Origin of the sequence: Gordonia hongkongensis (assembly GCF_023078355.1) — a bacterium.
In the GTDB taxonomy this organism is placed as follows: domain Bacteria; phylum Actinomycetota; class Actinomycetes; order Mycobacteriales; family Mycobacteriaceae; genus Gordonia; species Gordonia hongkongensis.
Map to the genome: position 1 here is coordinate 3,968,449 of NZ_CP095552.1, position 21,288 is coordinate 3,989,736.

General features: G+C 69.0%; 11 protein-coding genes. 7 read left to right on the forward strand and 4 right to left on the reverse strand.

Features of this window, described 5'->3' with window-relative positions:
• The first annotated feature begins 129 nt into the window (after window positions 1-129).
• The 3 genes from MVF96_RS18150 to MVF96_RS18160 all read left to right on the forward strand — a co-directional run bounded on the left by MVF96_RS18150 (window position 130) and on the right by MVF96_RS18160 (window position 2,988).
• Entirely contained in the window at window positions 130-1,443 is a 1,314-nt protein-coding gene (locus MVF96_RS18150) for an HNH endonuclease (protein ID WP_247449952.1), read from the forward strand.
• A gap of 369 nt (window positions 1,444-1,812) precedes the next feature.
• The gene (locus MVF96_RS18155; protein WP_137809565.1) at window positions 1,813-2,265 is read left to right on the forward strand and encodes an SRPBCC family protein; all 453 of its coding nucleotides are present in this window, start codon (window positions 1,813-1,815) and stop codon (window positions 2,263-2,265) included.
• A 267-nt stretch (window positions 2,266-2,532) separates the two neighbouring features.
• Complete coding sequence (locus tag MVF96_RS18160; protein WP_247449954.1) at window positions 2,533-2,988, forward strand: SRPBCC family protein; 456 nt, start codon at window positions 2,533-2,535, stop codon at window positions 2,986-2,988.
• Window positions 2,989-3,095: 107 nt separating this feature from the next.
• Here MVF96_RS18160 and MVF96_RS18165 read toward each other — a convergent pair whose 3' ends face one another.
• The 4 genes from MVF96_RS18165 to rplN are packed head-to-tail and all read right to left on the reverse strand — an operon-like array spanning window position 3,096 to window position 4,553.
• Window positions 3,096-3,281 (reverse strand): type Z 30S ribosomal protein S14, encoded by a 186-nt coding sequence (locus MVF96_RS18165; protein WP_004019490.1) that lies wholly within the window; start codon window positions 3,279-3,281, stop codon window positions 3,096-3,098.
• A gap of 1 nt (window position 3,282) precedes the next feature.
• On the reverse strand, window positions 3,283-3,864 hold the full coding sequence (rplE, locus tag MVF96_RS18170; protein WP_055475154.1) for a 50S ribosomal protein L5: 582 nt from the start codon (window positions 3,862-3,864) through the stop codon (window positions 3,283-3,285).
• Window position 3,865: 1 nt separating this feature from the next.
• A complete protein-coding gene (gene rplX, locus MVF96_RS18175) occupies window positions 3,866-4,183 on the reverse strand; it encodes a 50S ribosomal protein L24 (protein ID WP_005197643.1) in 318 nt (105 codons plus the stop codon).
• Between the two features lies 1 nt (window position 4,184).
• Entirely contained in the window at window positions 4,185-4,553 is a 369-nt protein-coding gene (gene rplN, locus MVF96_RS18180) for a 50S ribosomal protein L14 (protein ID WP_004019493.1), read from the reverse strand.
• A gap of 604 nt (window positions 4,554-5,157) precedes the next feature.
• Here rplN and MVF96_RS18185 point away from each other — a divergent pair.
• The 4 genes from MVF96_RS18185 to MVF96_RS18200 are packed head-to-tail and all read left to right on the forward strand — an operon-like array spanning window position 5,158 to window position 21,283.
• The gene (locus tag MVF96_RS18185; RefSeq protein ID WP_247449956.1) at window positions 5,158-19,023 is read left to right on the forward strand and encodes a non-ribosomal peptide synthetase; all 13,866 of its coding nucleotides are present in this window, start codon (window positions 5,158-5,160) and stop codon (window positions 19,021-19,023) included.
• The gene (locus MVF96_RS18190; RefSeq protein WP_068972014.1) at window positions 19,020-19,277 is read left to right on the forward strand and encodes an MbtH family protein; all 258 of its coding nucleotides are present in this window, start codon (window positions 19,020-19,022) and stop codon (window positions 19,275-19,277) included. Before MVF96_RS18185 ends, MVF96_RS18190 begins: the two co-directional genes overlap by 4 nt.
• Window positions 19,255-20,511 (forward strand): ABC transporter ATP-binding protein, encoded by a 1,257-nt coding sequence (locus MVF96_RS18195; protein ID WP_165629711.1) that lies wholly within the window; start codon window positions 19,255-19,257, stop codon window positions 20,509-20,511. The genes MVF96_RS18190 and MVF96_RS18195 overlap by 23 nt, the downstream gene beginning before the upstream one ends.
• Window positions 20,501-21,283, forward strand: a complete 783-nt coding sequence (locus MVF96_RS18200; RefSeq protein WP_058252001.1) for an ABC transporter permease — start codon at window positions 20,501-20,503, stop codon at window positions 21,281-21,283. Before MVF96_RS18195 ends, MVF96_RS18200 begins: the two co-directional genes overlap by 11 nt.
• Window positions 21,284-21,288: the final 5 nt, after the last annotated feature.

The following is a 21,288-nucleotide window of genomic DNA, read 5'->3' on the forward strand; positions in this document are numbered from 1 at the left end:
CCCGGATACAGTGAGTTCCTAGAGGCCACAGATGAAAGACGCATATCGGCAAGCGGTTACGCCGGTGTCGAACCAACGATGACGAGAAGCCCTACCTCCAGTTCTGTCCTGTGATGTGGAAGGTTCGTCATGACAACAACACTCGCCACCACGCCGTGCCGAGAGACCGAAGGTGCCGAACACCTCGACGGTGAGGGGTATCTCGCTGTGCTGACCGCGATTCGCGAGTCGCTGTGGGATCTCGCACCTGGTGGCGCAGAGCCAACCGCTCGTCAAGCGCACACCGCGATGACCCTGCTGATCGAACTCCGCGCCATCGTGGACCACCATGCCGCCGTCGGCGCCGCCACTCTCGACCGCCTCGGAGTCGCCCGAGAATCGACCGGCAAGACATCCATCCTCTTGATCGCCATGGGCGCGGCCCCCACAATCGCACACCGCTGGTTACGGATTGGCAATTGCCACCCCCGGCTTACGCAGCTACCCGGCTACACCGCCGACGGCGCCATCCCCGGCGAACATGCCGACGCCATCGTCACCGGTATCGCGCACGTCGAGCGTCGAGCACCCGAGGGTGTCTGCATCGAGGAACGAGCAGAAGTCGAGCAGGCATTGATCGCCCAGGCGATGTCCGGAGCCACCCCTGCGCAGATCGCGAGGAGAGCCCGCGAACTGGGCAACGAGTATGCGGCCATCACCGGCGGGCTACCGCCTGGCGAAGACCGCACCATCAACGAGTTCACATTCACACCGACCGGCGACGGCAGGCTCCGCGTACGTGGCGACCTCGACACGGTCATCGCCGAAAAGCTGACCGCTGCAATCGAATCCCTGAACAGTCCGCGACCGGAGCCCGACGGATCCGACGATTCTCGGACGCCCCGCGCCCGTAACTCGGACGCCCTGGAACTCATCCTCGATGCCGCGGCCGTGGCCGACACCAGCCTCGCCACACCGCCGAAGACCCACGTCAGCGTGCTGCTGCCGGCGACCGCTCCGGACAAGGCGAGCCTGTTGTGGATGGGCTCTATCAGTCCCACCACCGCGAGGTTGCTGGCGTGCGACTCCACGATCACCGATGTCGTGATCGACGGCGACTCCGTCCCCTTGCAGATGGGCACAACCAAGCGATTGTTTCCGGCGCACCTGCGGCGAGCGATCATCATCCGCGATCAAGGCTGCATCAAATGTGGGGCACCGGCCGGGCGCACCCACGTCCACCACATCGAGTTCTGGAGCAAGGGCGGACCCACAGACCTGGACAACGGGTGCCTGCTCTGCGCGTCATGCCATGCCCACATCCATGCCGGTGACTGGGACATCGTCATGGGCACCGATCACCACCCCTGGTTGATCCCACCTGCATCGATCGACCGGCGGCGGAGGCCACTCCCGGCGTTCAACCGCCGCACCAGGACTCTCGATGACCGGGCCGCAGCCTGATCGATCCACCTCAGTGATCGATGACCGGCTCGCATACGCGAGCGGCCGGAGAAAACCCGCGCGTCAACACTGCTGACGCAGGATCCCGACGAGGACGACGCCCTGCTCAACACCTTCGCGCGCCGATCCGTCGGACCGCGCATGCCCTTTGAGAACTCCATAGTGTTCACGCCCGGCCTGTGGTGCGGGCGAAAAGCGTGAGGCCCCACCTTCTTGGTGGGAGGTGGGGCCTCACAGCGGCCGGGCTCGGCACCGGTGGTGTGCTGGGCGGGATCCTCGGGCGCTGTGGCCCACCGGGTCTCGTAGCGAAAAGCGATGTCATAGAACATACTTGGCTACCGAATCCGGCGGGCGGGTAACGTCGACGCCATGCCCGAAGCAAGTGCGACCATCCTCGTCCGACACCCCCTCACCACGGTGTGGGAGTACTGCCTCATCCCGGAGCACGTCGCGGCGCTGACGCCCGGCGTGATCGGCGTCGAGACCGTCACCGACGGGCCGGTCTCGGTCGGGACCGTCTGGCGCGGCCAGATGAAGGGGCTCGGCCGCGCCGTCGAGTGGACCGGCGAGTTCACGCGGGTGGATGCGCACACCGCCACCGAGTTCTCCTCCACGGAGTCACCGCTCGAGTTCGCCATCTCGGCCACGTTCGCGGAGGTTGGTCGCGGCGTCGAACTCACCTATCGCATCCGCAACGCCGGCGTCGGCGGGGCGGTCGGGAAGCTCGCCGACGCGCTGGCGATCCGCGCGTATCAGCGATCGCTCGCCGCGAACGCGAAGAAGCTGCCGCGCCTGGTCGACGAATGGGCCGCCACCCGCTGACGACGACGCGGTCCGAGGAGTGCGATGTCGGGCATCAGTCCACGAGCGATCGATCTCCGACGGAGAAATCCATGACGACGACGGTCATGAAAGTCTTTGTTAGACATACGAATCGGGGACAATTCGGACGTAGCCTTCGGGCCGACGGGGAGTACTCTGACCGGCGGATGCATCTCGTTCGGACCGTGCACCACCCGCCCCGAGACGGTGTGCGGCGTGGCTCCGGCCCTGCCGACCCACAATCGTTCGCACACCAAGGGTTCCGTCATGCCCGAATCCAGCGCATCCGTCACAGTCCAGCAACCACTCGACATCGTCTGGGACTACATGTCCGCTCCCGAACACACCACCGCCTACCTACCGGGAACCGTCGAGGTCACTCCGCTGTCCGATGGGCCACTCGCCGTCGGCTCTCAGTGCAAGGGTAAGACGGCCGTCCTCGGTCGGACCGTGGACTGGCGGGGAGAGTTCACCCGCGTCGACACCTGTAAGGAGACGGAGTTCCAGACCGTCGAAGCGCCGTTCCCGTTCACCACGCACATCTCTTTGGAGGAGACCTCCGACGGCGTCCGGGTGACGTGTCGGATCACGTCCTCGACCGGTTTCGGCGGGGTGTTCGGCAAGATGGCCGATCCCATCGTCAACCGCATCTATCAGCGTTCGCTCACCGCGTCGATCGAGAGCGTCCCCGACCTCATCGAGGAGTGGCTCGCTCAGCAGTGACACGACAACGGCCCCACCTCGCCGAAGCGAGATGGGGCCGCTGGGGAATCGGTAGCACGAATGCGCTCCATGAGCGCATTCGTGCTACGAAATCCTGGGGGTGAGAGTCACCAGCTGGACTTCTGCACGCCCGGCAGCTCGCCGGCGTGCGCCATGTCGCGCAGGCAGATTCGGCACAGGCCGAACTTGCGGAACACCGAGTGCGGGCGGCCGCACTTGTTGCACCGGGTGTAGGCCCGCACGGCGAACTTGGGCTTCTTGTTGGCCTTGTTGACCAGAGCCTTCTTTGCCATGTCAGTTGTCCTTAACGTTGTTGTCCTTGAACGGGAAGCCCAGGGCACGCAGCAGCGCCCGGCCTTCGTCGTCCGTGGTGGCCGACGTCACGACGGTGATGTCCATACCGCGGGGCCGGTCGATGTTGTCGATGTTGATCTCGTGGAACATCGACTGCTCGTTCAGGCCGAACGTGTAGTTGCCGTTGCCGTCGAACTGACGGTCCGACAGGCCGCGGAAGTCGCGGATACGCGGGAGAGCGATGGACACGAGACGGTCCAGGAACTCCCACATGCGGTCGCCACGGAGGGTGACGCGCGCACCGATCGGCATGCCCTCGCGCAGCTTGAACTGTGCGATGGACTTGCGAGCGCGACGGATCTCCGGCTTCTGGCCGGTGATCTTGGCCAGATCCTCGACGGCGCCGTTGATCAGCTTCGCGTCACGGGCGGCGTCGCCGACGCCCATGTTCACGACGACCTTCACGACGCCCGGGATCAGCATCACGTTGGGGTATTCGAACTCTTTGTTCAGCGTGTCCTTGATCTCCTCGCGGTAGCGAGTCTTCAGGCGCGGCTGGATCTTGGGTTCAGTAGAGGTCATGTCAGATGTCCTTCCCGCTCTTGCGCGAGATCCGGACCTTCTTGCCCGTTTCCTCGTCGACGCGGTAGCCGACGCGAGTCGGGTTGCCGTCGGAGTCCACGACCATCACGTTCGAGACGTGGATCGAGGCTTCCTGGGTCACGATGCCTCCGGAGGAGGCACCGCGCTCGTTGGCCGACGCGGCGGTGTGCTTCTTGATTCGGTTGACGCCCTCGACGAGGACACGCTGGGTCTTCGGGAAGGCCTGGATGACCTTGCCCTTGGCGCCCTTGTCCTTGCCCGAGATGACGATCACGGTGTCACCCTTGTGGACCTTCATGTCAGATCACCTCCGGTGCCAGCGACACGATCTTCATGAACTTCTTCTCACGCAGCTCACGGCCGACCGGGCCGAAGATGCGGGTTCCGCGGGGGTCGCTCTCACCCTTGAGGATGACGGCGGCGTTCTCGTCGAAGCGGATGTAGCTTCCGTCCGCACGACGGCGCTCCTTGGTGGTGCGCACGATGACGGCCTTGACGACCTCACCCTTCTTGACGTTGCCGCCCGGGATGGCGTCCTTGACAGTGGCGACGATGACGTCGCCAATGCCGGCGTAGCGCCGCGAGGAACCGCCGAGCACGCGGATGCACAAGATCTCCTTGGCACCGGTGTTGTCGGCGACTCGCAGGCGGGATTCCTGCTGAATCACTCGTTAGTCTCCTTGACCTGGCTTCTTATGTACGGCGGATTTCCGACCCGACGCACACGGTCTGTTGCCATCGAACACACGCCTGCCTGGGGTTTTGACCAGGTTGTGACACCCGGGCCGTCCGCCCCAGTGGGTTCGTGAGCCGATTCGCGACACAGCGGTGCCGCAGGCAACCCCACAAGTGTAGGGGAATGCCCAGGTCCCGGCCAAATCGATGGTCCCGGCGACCGCGCGGGGGTTTCGGATGACGCCGGGCCGGCAAAGTTTTCCGCGCACTGACCCATCTGGGGTGCACCGCCACGCGAAGCACCCATGAGACGAGATCGACCAGACACAAGCCCGTCCGGCGAGCAATCAGTGCGAGCCGGAAGGGAGCGAAACACGGGGGGCGTGTCAGCGCCGGGGGTAATTCTCGGCTGCCGATCGTGAGCCGAACGGTCACCATGCTCCCCGGGCTCCGCAGTTCAGTCCGACAACTGCGGCCTGACGGCAAGTCCTCGACTCGGGGCCACCAGCCCCGTGAGCGATGACCGGAGTTCGAATCCCCCAGTCCGAGCCGGGTTCGACGCTGCCGTGCGGGCACGCACTCACAGGGGAGGCACGCGTGACCACAGACGACGCGGTCCGGAACACCGTTGCTACCGACATCGACACCGACCTGACGATCCCGATGACCGCCGCTCAGCGCGGCATCTTCTACGCCCAGCAGCTCGAGCCGGACGTGCCGATGACCATCGACGCGTTCGTCGAATTCCGCGGCGACACATCGGGTCCACAGGGCGAGAGCGGTGACGACCCACTCGTCGACGTCGATCCGGACATCATGCAGCGTGCTGTCACCCTCACCGAGAGTGAGACCGAGGCCCCGCTGCTGCGGCTGATCCCGACCGACGACGGCGAACCGATGATGGTTCTCGACCGGTCGCAGCACGTGGTGCTGGGTCGACAGGACTTCTCTGACGCCGAGGACCCGCGCGCGGCCGCACTGGCCTGGATCGACCGCCGGCGCAGTGCCAGCTCCGACGTCTTCGCCGACAACATCCTCGAGACACACCTGCTCAAAGTGGGTCCCGGACACTCGATCTGGTATTGCCACGGTCACCACATCGGCTTCGACGGCTATGCCGCGATGTACATGATGCTTCGTGTCGCCTCGCATTACACGGCGATCGTGAACGGAACGCCGCCGCCGATCGCGGACACCGCGTCGATGGTCGACATCGCCGAGTTCGACCGCGAGTACCGTGCCTCCGCCAAGTTCGCCGAGGACCGCGAGCACTGGGCGTCCCATCTGGCCGATATGCCCGAGATGACCACTCTCACCAGCCTTTCCGCTCCGGCCGCGCCGTTGTCGGTCGTCCGATCGGCGGTCCTCGACGACACCCTCGTCGCCCGGATCCGCGAGCTCGGACACAGCCACCGGGTCCGGCCGGCGTCGGTCATCACCGCTGCGGTGGCCGCCTACGTCGCGCGCTACACCGACCGCGACGAGGCCATGCTGAGCCTGCCGGTCGCGGCCCGCGACCGCGACGTGCTGCGCACCTCGGCGGGTCTGACCTCCAACGTCGTCCCGTTGCGTATCGCGCTCCACGACGATTCCGCCACCGTGACCGATCTCCTGAAATCGGTCAACGCGGAGATCAAGGCCGCCGTCCGGCACCAGAAGTTCCGGCACGAGGACATCACCTCCCAGATCCTCGGGGCAGCGGGGGCGCGGCGTGGCTTCTTCGGCCCGCTCGTCAACGTCATGCTGTTCTTCCAGCACATCGACTTCGGCCCGCTCAAGGGCGAATTGCACGTCCTGTCCACCGGACCGATCGAGGACCTGTCGGTCAACGTGTACGACAGCCTCGACGGCGGGATGACCCTGGACCTCGAGGCGAATCCGAACATCTACCCGGACGACGACATCACCACCCACCACCGTCGTCTCGTCGACTTCGTGACCGCCTTCGTCGGTGCGCCCGGCGACACGAGGATGTCGGACCTGCACCTCCTGACCGACGCCGAACGCGAAGCGCTACCCGAGCGCATGACCGGGGAACGGGTCGACCACGGCACCACCACCCTCGTCGACCTGCTCGACGACGCGACCCGGGCCCACCCCGACGACACCGCGCTCACCGACGCGCAGGACGGGCGATCACTCACCCATCGCGAATTCACCGACGCGGCAACGCAGCTCGCGGCGGCACTCACCCGGCGCGGGATCGGTCCGGAGAGCGTCGTCGGCGTTCAGCTGCCCCGCAGCACGGACCAGATCCTGGCGCTGCACGCGGTGATCCGTGCCGGCGGCGCATTCCTGCCGATCGACCCGGCCGAGCCGGCCGACCGGCTCGGGCACATCCTCGAGGTGGCCGCCCCCGACCTCGTCATCACCGACACGGTGCTGGCCGAACTGCGTGCCGACAAAGGGGTCGCCGCGGCGACAACGCCCCCGGGCCCCGACACGGCCGCGTACGTGCTGTTCACCTCCGGTTCCACCGGCAAGCCGAAGGGCGTGGTCATCACCCACCGCGCCATCGTCAACCGCCTCGCGTGGATGCAGGCCCGCTACGAGCTCGCACCGGACGACCGGGTGCTGCAGAAGACCCCGTCCACCTTCGACGTGTCGGTCTGGGAGTTCTTCTGGCCGTTCACCACCGGCGCGGCACTGGTCGTACCGACTGCCGACGGTCATCGCGACCCCTGGTATCTGCGTGACGTGATCGCCGAACACCGCGTCACGACACTGCATTTCGTGCCCTCGATGCTCGCCGCCTTCACCGCGGCACTCGACGCCGACGATGCATCGGAGCTGACGAGCCTGCGCCGCATCTTCACCAGCGGTGAGGCTCTGACTCCCGCGACGGTCGGTGCCGCCGCGATGCTGACGTCCGCTCCGATCCACAACCTCTACGGCCCCACCGAGGCCGCGATCGACGTCACCCACCACGACCACTGCCGCGCCGACGTCCCGGTGATCCCGATCGGCTCCCCGGTGTGGAACACCGGTGTCCACGTGCTCGACCACCGCCTGCGGCCGCAACCGCCCGGCGCGATCGGCGAACTCTATCTCGGCGGCATCCAGCTGGCCCGCGGCTATCGCTCCCGCGCGGACCTGACCGCATCACGGTTCGTCGCCTCGCCGGCCGTGCCGGGCGAACGGCTCTACCGCACCGGCGATCTCGTCCGTCTGAACGCCTCCGGCGAGCTGGAGTACCTCGGTCGCACCGACTCACAGGTCAAGATCCGCGGCCAGCGGGTCGAACTCGGCGAGATCGAGTCGACCCTCAGCCGGCTGCACGGCGTGACCGCCGCGGGCGTGGTCATCCGGGACGATCTGGTCGCCGGTGAGCCCACGATCGTCGGTTACGTCACCGGCACCGGACTCACCGACAAGGACCTGCGCGCCGAACTCCGAACCGCGCTACCGGATCACATGATCCCCACCGCGATCATGGTCCTCGACGCACTGCCCACCACTGCCAACGGCAAGCTCGACCGCCGTGCGCTGCCGCGGCCCGACCTGCGGACCCACCGCGAGTTCGTCCCCGCGCGTACCGCGCTCGAGCGCTTCGTCGTGGCGACCGTCGCCGATGTGCTCGACCTGCGCGACGGCATGTCCGACGAGGTGGCGAACGAGGCTCCCGCCACGGCTCCGGCGTCGGTGTCGCTGAGCGACAACTTCTTCGAGATCGGCGGGACGTCACTGTCGGCGACACGGATGGCCTCGCGGCTGTCTCGCGCCACCGGCCATCGGATCGGGATCCGTACGGTGTTCGACGCCGACGACCTCGCCGGCCTAGTAGCGGCCCTCTCCGACCTGGGCGTCGACACTGATGAGCCGGCCGTCGGCTCCGCCTCGGTCCCCTCCGACGACACCGCCGGGCGGACCGTCTCCGGAGCCGTGCCGCTGTCCCCGGCCCAGCATCGGCTGTGGCTCGCGACACGGTTGGACTCCGCGTCCTCGGCGACCTACAACATGCCGTTCACCGTCCGCTTCGTCGGCGCACTCGACACCGACGCACTCCGGACGGCCCTGATCGACGTCGTCCGCCGACACGAGCCGCTGCGCAGCGTCGTCGCCGAGATCGACGGTGTGGCATGCATCTCCGCGATCGACCCGGACGCGGTCGACGTCGACCTGCCGGTCCTCGCGACCGGTGACGTCGCCCAGTGCCCAGACCGCGACTTCGCCTCGCTCCCCTTCGATCTGGCCGCCGAGATCCCCGTCCGTGCGCGCCTCGTCCGAACCGCCGACGACGATCATCGACTCACGATGGTCGTCCATCACATCGCGGCCGACGGCTGGTCGCTGGCCCCCCTCGCCGGCGACCTGGCCACGGCCTACCGCGCCCGCCGCGACGGCGCCGAGCCCGAATGGTCGCAGCTGCCGGTCTCCTACTCGCAGACCAGCGCCGCACGTCACGCATGGCTCGACGAGAGTCCGCATGCCGCGGCCGAACTCGAGTTCTGGCGGGACACCCTCGACGGGGCGCCGGGCGAGACCGAGCTGCCCCTGGACCGTCCCCGAGGCCGGGATTCGGAGGTGACCGGTCGGTCCGGATCGTCGGTGACCTCGACCATCGACCCGGACACCTACGGCGCGATCCGGACCATCGCGACCGAGGCCGACGCCACGGTCTTCATGGTGCTCCACGCCTCGGTGTCGCTCCTGCTCCGTTCCCTCGCGCAGTCCTCGGACGTCATCATCGGCACACCGGTGTCCGGACGCGGCGACGCCGACCTCGACGACCTCGTGGGCATGTTCGTCAACACGCTGGCGTTGCGCACCGTCGTCGACAAGGACCTGCCGTTCGCCGACCTGGTGGCACATGTCCGGGACACCGATCTGAACGCGTTCGACAACGCCGACATGCCGTTCGACCGACTGGTGACCGAACTGAACCCGGCCCGTTCGGGCAATGTCCACCCGTACTTCCAGGTGTCGATGGCCCTGGAGGACCGTTCCGCCATCCGGCTCGACTTCGCCGGGCTCTCGGCGACCGCATCCCGCGTGGACACCGGTCGCACCACCTTCGATCTGCAGTTCACGTTCACCGAGGTGCGCGGGGCGACCGGCGAGCCCGCCGGCCTCACCCTCGAGATCGGTTACGCCACCGCTCTCTTCGACCGGGACACGGTGGCCGGACTGGGTTCGCGCCTGGTCCGCATGCTGGAGGCGGCGACCGCGGACCCGAGCGCCCCGATCGGCGACCTGCCGGTGCTCGACCTGCACGAGCGTCTCGATCTCGTCCCGGCAGTCGGCGAAGGCCGCCGTCCGGTCGAACACCTCACCCGGCTGCTGTCGGCGGCCGCGGAGTCCTCGCCGCACCGCGTGGCGGTCACCGACGGCACCCGGTCGCTGACCTACCGCGAACTCGACGCGGCGTCGAACCAGCTGGCGCGGGCGCTCATCGACGGTGGCGCCGGACCTGAAAACCATGTGGCCGTGGCACTTCCGCGCAGTGTCGAGTGGATTGTCGCGATGTGGGCGATCGCCCGCACCGGAGCCGCCTGGCTCCCGGTCGATCCCGCGTATCCGTCCGGCCGCATCGAACACATGCTGACCGACTCGGGCGCACGACTGCTCGTCACCGATCGGTCGTCCGATCCCGGCGCCGGGCCCGCTCTGAGCACAGTCGTCCTCGACGACCCCGCGATCCGCGACTGGATCGAAGCAGAATCAACGGAGCCCATCGCGGACTCGGAGCGCCGAGGCGTCCTCGACGTCGACCAGCCCGCCTACCTGATCTACACATCGGGGACCACCGGCACGCCCAAGGGCGTCGTCGTCAGCCACCGCGGACTCGCCGACTTCGGCGCGCAACAGGTCACGCAGTACGGGATCACGCCCACCAGTCGGACGATGCACATGGCGTCGCCGAGTTTCGATGCGTCGGTACTCGAGATCCTGATGGCGATCTCCGCCGGGTCGACCATGCACATCGTGCCGCCGGGCATCGTCGGCGGCACCGAGCTCGCCGAGCTGATGCGCGATGCGCGGATCACGCATGCCTTCCTCACCCCGTCGGTACTGACCACCATGACGCCGGACGACGTCCCCGATCTCGAGGTTCTCGTCATCGGCGGCGAGCACCCGAACTCCGAGGTGGTCCGCACCTGGTCGACCGGCCCGAAGCTGTTCAACGCCTACGGTCCCACCGAGACCACCGTGGTGGCCGCGGTGTCGCCGCCGATCAGTCCCGACTACACGACGCTGACCATCGGCCGGCCCATCCGCGGCATCTCCGCGCTGGTCCTGGACGAGCGCCTGCGTCCGGTCGCCCCCGGCGCGATCGGCGAGTTGTACATCGCCGGTGAGCATCTCGCCCGCGGGTACCACGGCGTCCGACCGCTGACATCCAAGCGCTTCATCGCCAACCCCTACGGCGATCCCGGCGAGCGCATGTACCGAACCGGCGACCTGGTCCGGTGGACCTCCGATCACGAACTCGAGTTCCGCGGGCGGGCCGACCATCAGACCAAGATCCGTGGGCACCGCATCGAACTCGGTGAGATCGACGCCGCCCTGGTCGCTGACGAGTCGGTGCGGGCGGCGGTCACCACCACGCATGGCGAGGGCGACCGCGCCCATCTCGTGTCCTACGTGACCGTGACCGCGGGCGCCCACGGGCAGGCCGCCGCGGTGCGAGACCGATTGGCGCAGCGCCTGCCCCGGCACATGATCCCGTCGACGATCATCGAGCTCGACGAGATCCCCACGACCCCGATCGGCAAGGTCGACCTCCGGGCACTGCCCGCGCCGGAGCCGGGATCGGTGGACGGCGACGTGGCGTTCGTCGCGCCGCGCAACCCCCTGGAGCAGGCGGTCGCCGATCTGATCGCCGAGCGTCTCGAGCTGGAACGCGGCACCATCGGCCGCGATCACGACTTCTTCGACCTCGGCGGCAACTCGTTGCTGGCGACCCAGATCGTCGGCGCACTCGAGAATCTCACCGGGCGACGAGTCCCCGTCCGCGAGGTCTTCGACCACTCGACCGTCGCCGGCATCGCCCGGCTCGGCGGCGCCGACGAGGGTGACACCGCCCTCGTCGAGGCGCGGACGCTCGCCGACCTCCGGCACGATCCGGACAGCCCCGCGCAACCGGGACCCGCGCAGCAGCAGCTCTGGTTCCTCAACCAGCTCGCGGGCGGTGCTGACGCCGATCCGGGTCGAGCCGACAACGACAACGGTTCGTCGACAGCCGATTACGCCATCGCCTTCGCGCTGGATCTCCGTGGCGATCTCGACGTGGACGCCCTCTCCGGCGCGCTCCGATACGCCGTCGACCGACACGAGATGCTGCGCACCGTCTACCCCGAGCACGACGGGCGCCCCGACCTGGACGTACGTTCCACCGACGAGGTGCAGACCGAACTCACCGTCGTCGAGACGACTTCGGCGGAGTGGCCGGCCCAGGCGCAGGCGCTGGCGCGTCGCCCGTTCGACCTGACCGTCGACGTACCGCTGCGCGTCGCACTGCACCGGATCGACAGTGACACCGCGCATCACAAGCTGACCCTTGTCATCCACCACATCGCTGCCGACGGTTGGTCCATGGTGCCGCTGCACCGCGACATCACCACCGCCTACGCCGAACTGCGGACGGCGGCCGAGAACGGTACCGAAGCCGCGGTCACCGCCGCTCCGCCGGCCCTGGACTATCGCGACTACCTGCGCTGGCAGGCCGATCACCTCGAGACCCGAACCGATCTGGCCGACCGGTGGCGACTGGACCTGGACGGGATCGATGTCGGTCCGATCCTCGTGCCCGACGCGCCGAGCGGGTCCGCCCGCACCGCGGGCGTGGTCGAGGTCGACTTCGACGCCGAACTACGCAGCCGCCTGTCCGCACTGGGCGGCGGCCGGGCGACCGAATTCATGTGCGTGCATGCGGTGTTCGCCGCGCTGCTGCATCGGCTGAACGCCGACCCGCAGGTTCATGTCGCCGGTTCGGCGTCGGACATCGTGATCGGCACACCCGTCGCCGGACGCGCCGATCCCCGGCTCGCCGACATCGTCGGCATGTTCGTGAACTCGGTCGTCCTCCGGACCCCGGTCGACGGGAGCCAGGGGTTCGCGGCCCTGCTCGACTCCGTCCGCAGCCGCGATCTGGACGCGCTGGCGGGCGCCGACATGCCGTTCGAGCAGATCGTCTCGATGCTCAATCCGCCTCGCACGGACCGGCATCCGATATTCCAGATCGCGCTGGCGTTCGACGCCGGGGTCTCTGACACCCTCGAACCGGACCACACCAGGGTGGATCTGCCCGGCCTGCAGGTCGTCGCCGAGGAGATCGAGACCGCGGCCGCCCGGTTCGACCTCGAACTGCGAATCCGCAATGGGCGCGCGCGGTTCACCTATGCGACCGATGTCCACACGCACGAGCGCGTCAGCGAACTGGCCCGGATGTTCGTCGATCTCGCACGCGAGGTCGCCGCGGATCCGTCGACACCGCTCGACGACCTCGCCGGGGCCGCTGATCTCGCGGCCACCGCCGATCCGGCTGTGCGCGACCACCGCTCGATCGAGCCGCGGCATCTCGCCGACATTCTCGCCGACACCGTCATCGACCACTCCGATCGCGTGGCGGTCGAGGACGGAGACCGCACGCTCACCTACGCCGAGATCGATCGGATCTCCGCGCGCTGGGCACTCACCCTGCGCGATCTCGGGGTCGGAACCGAGGACGTGGTCGCGATCGCCGTCGATCGCAGCCTGGAATCGGTGATCGCCACGTGGGCCGTGACGAAGGCGGGCGCGGCCGCACTGCCGGTCGACATGCGTTATCCGGCCGAGCGGATCGCCCACATGATCGCCGATTCGGGCGCCATCCTCGGCATCAGCAGCGCCGACCACCGTCGCGATGTGCCGCACGACATCTGGTGGCTGACCCCGGAGGATCTGCGCACCGGCGAGCGCGCTGGCTTCCGGCCCCCGGCCCGGCACCCGGATTCGATCGCCTACATCGTCTACACCTCCGGCTCCACCGGAAAACCGAAGGGCGTCAGCGTGTCCCACCGCGGCCTGGCCGCATTCGCCCAGACCCAGCGGGAGCGGTACGAGGTCGGCCCCGGCGATCGCACCCTGCTGTTCGCCTCCCCCTCGTTCGACGCATCGATGCTGGAGTTCCTCCTCGCTGTCGAGTCCGGCGCGACGATGGTGGTGGCACCGACGACGATCTACGGCGGCGACGAACTCGTCGAGTTCCTCGACGAGCGCGAGGTCACCCACGCGTTCATCACGCCGTCGGCCCTCGCCGCCGCGGCACCCCATCCGCTCCCCCACCTTCGGACCCTCGGCGTGGGCGGCGAGGCCAGCACTCCGGAACTCGTGGCGCGCTGGGGAACCGGCCGTCGCTACATCAACTCCTACGGACCGACCGAGACGACCATCGTCGCGACGATGTCGGCGCCGCTGCACCCGGGTGAGCCGATCACCATCGGCACGCCGGTCCACGAATGCACCGCACTCGTCCTCGACCACCGGTTGCGCCCGCTGCCCGACCACGTCCCCGGCGAGCTCTACCTCACCGGGCCGGGAGTGGCACGGGGCTACCTGGGGCGGCGCAGCCTGACCGCCGGCCGGTTCGTGGCCTCCCCCGACGGAAACGGCGCCGTCATGTACCGCACCGGTGACATCGTGCACCGCGACGCCGACGGCGCGCTGACCTACCACGGTCGCAGTGACAACCAGGTGAAGGTCCGCGGTTTCCGCATCGAACTCGACGAGGTGAGTGCGGCACTGGCGGCCGTGGACGGAATCGACTTCGCCACCACCGTCGTCCGCGGCGAGAGCGCATCGGCCACCCTGGTCGGTTACGTGACGCGCTCCGCCGGGGCGGCCGGCGACCCCGAGTCCGCAGACGCCCCGGAAACAGTGGACACCGCACAGGTGTTGGAGTCGGTCCGCAGCCGCCTGCCGCGCCACATGATCCCGTCCGCGATCGTCGTGCTGGACGAGATCCCATTGACCGGCAACGGCAAGCTCGACCGGCGGGCACTGCCGGAGCCGTCGGCGAGCAGCATGTCGTCCGTCGGTCGCGCACCGCGCGGTGATGCCGAGACCGCGCTGGTCGGCATCGTCGCCGACGTGCTCGGCCTCGCTCGCGAGGAGATCGGTGCCACCGACGACTTCTTCCTGCTGGGTGGCACCTCGCTGCAGGCGACCACCCTGGTCAGTCGGATCAACCGGGTGTCGGCCGACGGCCGCCTCCGCGTCCGGGACGTCTTCGACCACCCGACCGCCGAAGCCCTCGCGGACCTGATCAGCCTGCCGGCCGACTGGGCACCGACCGCGGAGTCCGACGAGTCGTCGGGTCGCCCGGTCCGACGGGAGACATTCCCGCTCGCGCCGGTCCAGCGCCGCCTGTGGTCGCTGGCGGCGGCCGACCCCGCGTCGACCGAATACCTGATGCCCTTCGTCCTGCGACTGACCGGGGACATCGATCTCGCGGCCCTCCGCGGCGCACTCACCGATGTCGTCGCCCGGCACACCAGCCTGCGGACGGTCTTCGAGGCGGTCGACGGGACACCGACGGGCCGGGTGCTCGACGATCCCGCGGCCGTCGTCGGCTCGCTGACCCCCGTCCTCCCCGCGGACCCCGACGCACTGATGAGCGAGATCGCGCGCCTCGCGTCGACGCCCATCGACCCGACCACCGAGGCGCCGCTGCGTGCCACGGTCGTCGCGGACCCCGGTGCGCGTGGCGAGACCGCGACGCACATCCTGCTGCTCGTCGTGCATCACATCGCCGCCGACGGCGCGTCGTTGCCGACCCTCGTCGGCGACCTGGCGCAGGCCTACCGAGAACGACGCGCCGGCCGCGCCGACACCTGGGATGCGGCCGCTCTCGACTACCGCGACCACGCCGTCGAAAGTGCGACAGCGCCCGCGGCGACCGACGAGCTGGGATTCTGGACCGAACACCTCGCGGGTGCGCCCGCCGAGAGCACGGTCGAACCGGTCGGCGGCGGCAGACGCGGTTCCGGTGCCCGGTCGGTGAGTCTGCCGCTCCCGGCACACACCCGGGCGGGACTGACCGCCTTCGCCCGCGAACAGTCGACGACGCCGTTCTCCGTCCTGCATACCGCACTGGCGATCCTGCTGCACCGTCTGGGCGTCGGCGACGACCTGGTCATCGGCAGTCCGGTCGACAACCGCACCGGTATGACCGGCGTCGACCGCGACTACAGCGGCGTGGTCGGCATGTTCGTCAACATGGTGCCGCTGCGCAGCCACCTGCGCAGCGCGGAGACCGTCGCCGCACTCGTCCGCCGGACCCGCGACACCGACATCGACGCCCTCGATCACCGCGGGGTGCCCTTCGACGACATCGTGACCGCGCTCAATCCCGAACGCGCGCACGGTCGACACCCGCTCTTCCAGGTGGCGTTGTCGGTGCACGACTTCGCCGGTGGCGCGCCGACCCCGGTGGGCGGTGCGGATTCCCTTGCCGGGACCGCCGTTCCGATGGACGACGACCTGATGGCCGAGGTGGCCGAATTCGAGTCCCTCGCAGCCAAGTTCGACCTGCAGTTCACCGTCACCGGCCTGGGCGCGACCGACTCCGACACCGACGCCGCCGTCCAGATCACCTACGACGCGGCGCGATACGGCCACGACGACGCCCAGATGCTGGGAACGCGGCTCATGCGCGTGTTGCGCGGCATGCTCGGCGACCCCGGACGCGCGATCGGCGACATCCGCATCACCGACCCCCTCGAGGTGGCCGAGCGCACCCCCGCTCTCGGACCGCGCGGCAACGCACCGACGACGCTGGACGTGCTGATCGCCGATGCGGTGCGGCGGCACCCCGACGGGCTCGCCGCGATCGGGCAGCCCACCGCGGACGGCGAGGGCCCTGAGACGCTCACCTACGCCGAACTCGACGCACGCTCGAACCGGCTGGCCCGGGTCCTCCTGGGCCGCGGGGTGGGGGCCTACTCGCGCTCGGACGACGAGCCGGGGACCGAGGGTCCCGACGTCCGGTCGTCCCGCGAACCGGTGGTCGCGATGGCGATCAGCCGTTCCATCGACTCCCTGGTGGCGATCTGGGCGATCGTGAAGGCCGGCGCCGCATACGTTCCCATCGACCCCGAGTATCCCGCCGACCGCATCGCGCACATGCTCGGCGACAGCGGCGCGCAGCTGGTCGTGACGACCTCGTCGTCGTGGGAACGCATCGCGGAGAGCTCGGCCGGGAGCGAGATACCGACCCTCGTCCTGGACGCCGCGTCGACCCGGACCCGCATGAAGCACTCCTCGCCGGCGCCGATCACCGACGCCGAGCGGGCGTCGACGATCCGCCCGGATCAGTTGGCGTACATCATCTACACGTCGGGATCGACCGGTAAGCCCAAGGGCGTCCTGGTCCCGCACAGCGGGTTGCGCGCGGTGCACGACGAACTCGCGGAACGGATGAACCCCGGACCCACGTCCCGCGTGTTGCACTTCGCCTCACCGAGTTTCGACGCCTCCCTGCTGGAGATGCTGCTCGCGCTGGCCGGTTCGTCGGCACTGACCATCGTCGAACCCCACGTCTACGGCGGCACCGCGCTCAGCGATGTGATCAGGGCGCGCCAGGCGACGCATGCGTTCATCACCCCCGCCGCGGTGGCCAGCATGGATCCCGCCGCCGTGCCGTCACTGCGCGCACTCGCGGTCGGTGGCGAGGCCTACGGAACCGACCTCGTGCGGCGCTGGTCGCCCGGTCGCACGATGATCAACGTCTACGGACCCACCGAGACGACGATCATCACGACCGGCAGCCGGTCGCTGACCCCGAACACGCCGCTGACGATCGGCACGCCGAACAACGGCGTCGGCGCGCTCGTCCTCGACGATCGGCTGCACCCGGTGCCGCCCGGCGTCACCGGCGACCTGTACCTGACCGGCGTGCAGCTCACGCGCGGTTATCACCGTCGGCCCGGCCTCACCGCGGTCCGGTTCGTCCCGGCTCCGATGGTCACCGGGCCCAGGTTCGCCGGCCAACGGATGTACCGCACCGGCGATCTGGTCCGCTGGACCGACGACGGGCAGCTCGTCTACGTCGGCCGCAGCGATTCCCAGGTGCAGGTCCGCGGATTCCGCATCGAACTGGGTGAGATCGACGACGCGCTCGCCGCCGAACCCGACGTCGACTTCGCCGTGACACTCGTGGACGGCACCGGGGCCCAGGCGATCCTGCGCAGCTACGTGACCGCGACGCGCGGGCACGAACCCGATCCCGCCGACCTGCGGCGCCGGGTGGGACGACGGCTGCCGCGGCACATGGTGCCGGTGTCCGTCTCCGTGCTCGAGAACATTCCGCTGACCCCCACCGGCAAACTCGACCGCGCGGCGCTGCCGACCCCGGCCGTCTCCGCCTCGGGCCGGGCGCCGGCCCCCGGGACCGAGACGACCATCGCCCGCGTCTTCGCGGAGGTGCTCGAGGTCGACCTCGATGCCATCGGTGCCGACGACGGATTCTTCGACCTGGGTGGCAACTCCCTGATGGCCACCGCCGTGACCGGCAAGCTGAGCGAGCTCACCGGACAGCACCTGGCGGCGCAATCGCTGTTCGGGGCCCCGAGTCCCGCCGAACTCGCCGAGCTGCTCGACGGAGGGGCGCACTCCGACGGGGACACCGGACCGTCGGCCTCCGGTCTCGACACCCTCCTGCCGTTGCGCCGCACCAGCAGCGACGCCGGAAGCGATGCTCCCCCACCGCTCTTCGTGGTCCACCCGGCGATCGGACTGTCCTGGAGCTTCACCTCCCTGCTGCCCCACCTGCCTGCCGACCGCGCGGTCTACGGCCTACAGCACCCGGCGTTCGCCGGTGATCCGTGCCCGCAGACGATCGCCGACCTCGCCCAGGTGTACGTGGCGAAGCTGCGCACGGTGTCACCGGAGGGGCCGTACCACCTGCTCGGATGGTCGCTGGGCGGGTTGATCGCCCACGAGATGGCCGTGCAACTCCAGGAGGCCGGCGAGACCGTCGAGCAACTCGTCGTGCTCGACAGTTACGTCGTCGCCGAACGGCCCGACCTCGACACCGAGGCGTCGATCGCAGAACTCATGCGCGAGTTCGGACTCGACGTCCCCGACGGTGGCGAGGAGGGCACCGAGCCTTCGGTCGCGGACGCGTTCCGCGTCATCTCCGCGGCGGGCGGCGCGCTCGGCGGCTTGTCCGAGGAGACGCTCACGACCGTGCACGAGGTGTTCCGCCACGCGTCCCCACTCGCCCGGAACTGGCGACCCCGGGTCTTCGACGGCGACCTCACCTTCGTCACCGCGACCGTGGACGCGCACGACGGCCCGCCGGCGGTCGCCGACTGGCGCAGCAAGGTCACCGGTCGCGTCGTCGAGGTCCAGGCGACCAGCACCCACGCACGCATGTTGCTGCCGGAGAACGTCTCCGAGTGGCTGACCGCAATCGAATCAGGCCCGATCGAATCAGACCCGGGCACACCGGGAATCGCAGCACAGGAGGAGGAATCATGACGAACCCGTTCGACGACACCGCGGGGACCTTCCGCGTCCTCGTCAATCACGAGAACCAGCATTCCTTGTGGCCGGACTTCGCCCCCGTCCCCGACGGTTGGACCGTCGTGTTCGGTCCGTCGGGTCACGACGAGTGCCTCGAGTACGTCGAGGAGAACTGGCGAGACATGCGGCCCGCCAGCCTGATCCGCGCGATGGAACGTTCGCAGAACAGTGAAAGGGAGGTCACACATGGGGCGGCACAGTATGGCTGACACCACGTCGGCCGAAACCACTCCGGGGACCACGGCGTCGCCGTCCGGTCCGGTCACGACTCCCGGCGAGACGTCCACCGATGGCGTCTCCCCCGCCCGCAACGCCCTCGAGCTGCGCGGCCTGCGAAAGACGTTCCGCACCGGGCTGTTCGGCCGGGGTCGCCGCGTCCATGCCCTCAACGGCCTGGACCTGACCGTGCCCGCCGGCACCGTGCACGCGCTGCTCGGCCCCAACGGAGCCGGCAAGACCACCACCGTCCGCGCGGTGGCGACGCTGATGAAGCCCGACGAGGGCAGCGTCGTGGTCGACGGTGTCGACGCGCTCGCCGATCCCGGCGCAGCCCGCAAGATCATCGGCGTGTCCGGGCAGTACGCCGCCGTCGACGGGAACCTGACCGGCTTCGAGAACCTGCGGATGGTCGGTCAGCTGTACGGACTCTCCCGGGGCGAGGCCTCGGCACGGGCGCGCGAACTGATCGCCGACCTCGCCCTGCAGGACGCCGCCGACCGCCCGATGCGTACCTACTCCGGCGGCATGCGCCGGCGGCTCGATCTCGCCGGCGCCCTGATCAACCGACCGTCCCTGGTCATCCTCGACGAACCGACGACCGGGCTGGATCCCCGTGGGCGACGCCAGATGTGGGAGGTCATCACCGAACAGGTCGCGAACGGCGCGACGGTCCTGCTCACGACGCAGTATCTGGAAGAGGCCGACGCCCTGGCCGACGAGATCACCGTCATCGACCACGGGACGATCCGGGCCCAGGGCAGTGCCGCCGACCTCAAGGCCTCCACCGGTGCGTCGATCCTCACCATCGAGGTGCGTTCGGACGGGACCGCTCACGACGAGCTGGTCGCCACGACCCTCGCCGAGGTCGGACTCGGCATGCCCGAACGACTCGACGAGTCGGATCGCCCCGACCCGGCACACACCGACAACTCACGGTGGTCCCTGCCGGTCAGCGACGGGAGCCGCAGCGCGGTCGCCGCCGTCCGGGCGCTCGACGCCGTCGGAATCGTCGTCGTCGACGCCACCGTCGCGACGCCGACCCTCGACGATGTGTTCCTGGCCCTCACGGAGCGGGACACGCCGGACAACGATGGCGGCAGTGACCACGGCGAAACATCGGCCACGGCCGATGCCGAGACCACCGTCATCCCGACGGTGGCCGACGCCGATCCCGATCTCTCCCACGCCCCGACGACCCGAACGGATCGACTCCATGCTCACTGACACCGCAGTGCTGGTCGAGCGGAACCTGCTCACCGTCAAGCGAATTCCCACCCTGCTCATCAGTGCCACCATCCAGCCGCTGATGTTCGTCTTCCTGTTCGCCTACGTCTTCGGCGCGACCTTCGGCGGGGGTTCCTACCGGGAATTCCTGATGGCCGGCATCTTCACGCAGACCGTCGTCTTCAACGCCGCCTTCACCACGGTCGGCCTGGCCAACGACACCTCCGACGGCATCGTCGACCGGCTGCGGTCGCTACCGATGTCCCGGTTGGGCGTCATCAGCGGCCGTGTCACCTCGGACATGCTCCTGGGCGTCGTCGGCCTCGCGGTGATGGTCGCGTGCGGGCTCGCCATCGGCTGGCGGGTCCAGGGCAGTGCCGGCGACGCCGCCCTCGCCTTCGGCATCATCGGACTGTTCGCGCTCGCCATGGCGTGGGTGGGTGCGGTGACCGGTCTCGCCGCGCCGAATGTCGAAGCCGCACAGAGCATCGGGTTCTTGTGGATGTTCCCGGTCACGTTCCTGTCGAGCGCGTTCATCTCCGCCCAGAGCCTGCCGGGTCCGCTGCGCGCGATCGCCGAGTGGAATCCGGTGACGGCAGTGGCGACCGCGTCCCGGCAGCTCTTCGGCAACGAGGCACCGCCGACCTTCCCCGAGGCCACCGGATGGGTGGCCGACCACGCGGTCGGATACTCGGTGGGATCGGCACTGGTCATACTGGCGGTGTGCATACCCGCCTCGCTCATCCTGTACCGCCGCGCCGCCAACCGGTGATCTGC

Bases quoted from the DNA above. Each gene is read 5' to 3' on its own strand.
- MVF96_RS18165 (WP_004019490.1), bottom strand. From the start codon at position 3,281: ATGGCAAAGAAGGCTCTGGTCAACAAGGCCAACAAGAAGCCCAAGTTC.
- MVF96_RS18195 (WP_165629711.1), top strand. From the start codon at position 19,255: ATGGGGCGGCACAGTATGGCTGACACCACGTCGGCCGAAACCACTCCG.
- MVF96_RS18160 (WP_247449954.1), top strand. From the start codon at position 2,533: ATGCCCGAATCCAGCGCATCCGTCACAGTCCAGCAACCACTCGACATC.
- MVF96_RS18150 (WP_247449952.1), top strand. From the start codon at position 130: ATGACAACAACACTCGCCACCACGCCGTGCCGAGAGACCGAAGGTGCC.
- MVF96_RS18200 (WP_058252001.1), top strand. From the start codon at position 20,501: ATGCTCACTGACACCGCAGTGCTGGTCGAGCGGAACCTGCTCACCGTC.
- rplE (WP_055475154.1), bottom strand. From the start codon at position 3,864: ATGACCTCTACTGAACCCAAGATCCAGCCGCGCCTGAAGACTCGCTAC.
- MVF96_RS18155 (WP_137809565.1), top strand. From the start codon at position 1,813: ATGCCCGAAGCAAGTGCGACCATCCTCGTCCGACACCCCCTCACCACG.
- MVF96_RS18190 (WP_068972014.1), top strand. From the start codon at position 19,020: ATGACGAACCCGTTCGACGACACCGCGGGGACCTTCCGCGTCCTCGTC.
- rplX (WP_005197643.1), bottom strand. From the start codon at position 4,183: ATGAAGGTCCACAAGGGTGACACCGTGATCGTCATCTCGGGCAAGGAC.